The 1637-nt window shown below is 33.4% G+C and carries 1 protein-coding gene; it reads left to right on the plus strand.

Annotated elements, in window-relative coordinates; genetic code table 11:
* Window positions 1-1637, plus strand: a 1637-nt coding sequence (locus tag IU405_RS00750) for a DEAD/DEAH box helicase family protein (protein WP_197436738.1), incomplete at both ends; no start/stop codon positions are given.

The following is a 1637-nucleotide window of genomic DNA, read 5'->3' on the forward strand; positions in this document are numbered from 1 at the left end:
ACTTTAGTGAGTACTTGCCTGATTTATCTTCTATAGATTTGACAGAAGAGAAAGAAAATGATACCACTAGATTAGTATTCAGTACCTATCCAAGTATGATGAACAAAATAGACAACATACGTAATGCTGATGAGCGTTTTTATGGTGTTGGACATTTTGACTTGATTATAGTAGATGAAGCACACCGATCTATATATAATAGATACAAAGCAATATTTGATTATTTTGATGCTTCTATAGTAGGATTGACTGCAACTCCAAAAGATGGAATTGACCATAATACTTTTGAACTTTTTGGATGTAGTAATGAAGATCCAACTTTTTTATATGAATTGCATCAAGCAGTACCTCAATACCTAAATCCTTATAAAAATATTGGTATTACTACCAATTTCTTAAGAGATGGGATTAAGTACAAAGACTTGACAGATAAGGAAAGAGAAAAGTATGAAGAAACCTTTGAGGATAAAACAACAGGACTATTTCCTGAGGAGATAAGAGCCAATGCCATGAACAAATGGTTGTTCAATAAAGATACCGTCAACAAGGTATTAGATGCTTTGATGCAGAATGGATTGAAGATTGAAGGAGGAGATAAGTTAGGCAGAACCATCATTTTTGCCGTAAACCAAGATCATGCAAAATTCATAGTAGATTGCTTTACTGAAAGATATCCTGATAAACCTGCAGGGTTTATTTCCATGATACACAATAAGGTATCTCATGCACAAAGTTTAATAGATGATTTCTGTGATAAATACACTGAGAAAAACCCACAGATTGCTGTATCTGTAGACATGATGGATACAGGAATTGATGCAGTTAGAGTACTGAATTTGGTATTTTTTAAAGTTGTGCGTTCTTATTCTAAATTCTGGCAGATGATAGGAAGAGGAACAAGATTGTGTGAGGATATATTTGGACCAGGACAACCTAAAGACCACTTTTTAATATTTGATGTTTGTGGCAATTTTGAGTTTTTTGAAGTAGAGAAACAAGGCAAAGAAACACAGGTAGGAAAACCTATTACACAACAGATATTTGAATCAAGATTACACCTAAGTAGGTTATTAGTAGAAACTGGGGAACAAGAGGATGTAGAGCTTTCTAATTCCTTGCGTGATATATTGCACAAGGCAGTAGATAATTTAGACAAATCCAGATTTCAAGTAGCCATGAACTTGAAATATGTGGATGAATTTAAAAGCAGAGTGCGTTGGAATAATTTAGACAGCAATGATGTGCATGTTATAGAAGAGCATCTTTCTGAATTACCAGTTCCTGAGACTATCAATGAAATGGCAAGACGTTTTGATCTAATGATGTTAAAATTACAGATGGCAACACTAATGATGTCAGGCACCAAGAAGAAGTTTGAAGAATCTTTGATTGATATTGCAGAAGGATTGAGTTTCAAGTATACTATTCCTGCAGTATTGAGAGCAAAACCATTAATTGAGAGTATCAAGAAACAGGATTTTTATAAAGGTATATCACAGAAAAAGTTAGATAGTGTAAGAGAAGAACTAAGGGAATTGGTACAATACCTTGAATCATCAGGTAGAACAATTATATATACCAATTTACAGGATTCAGAAATTACCATGAAAGTTACTGAACCTAATCTTATTTCAAAT

Source organism: Polaribacter sp. BAL334 (assembly GCF_015767435.1).
Classification (GTDB): Bacteria; Bacteroidota; Bacteroidia; order Flavobacteriales; family Flavobacteriaceae; genus Polaribacter.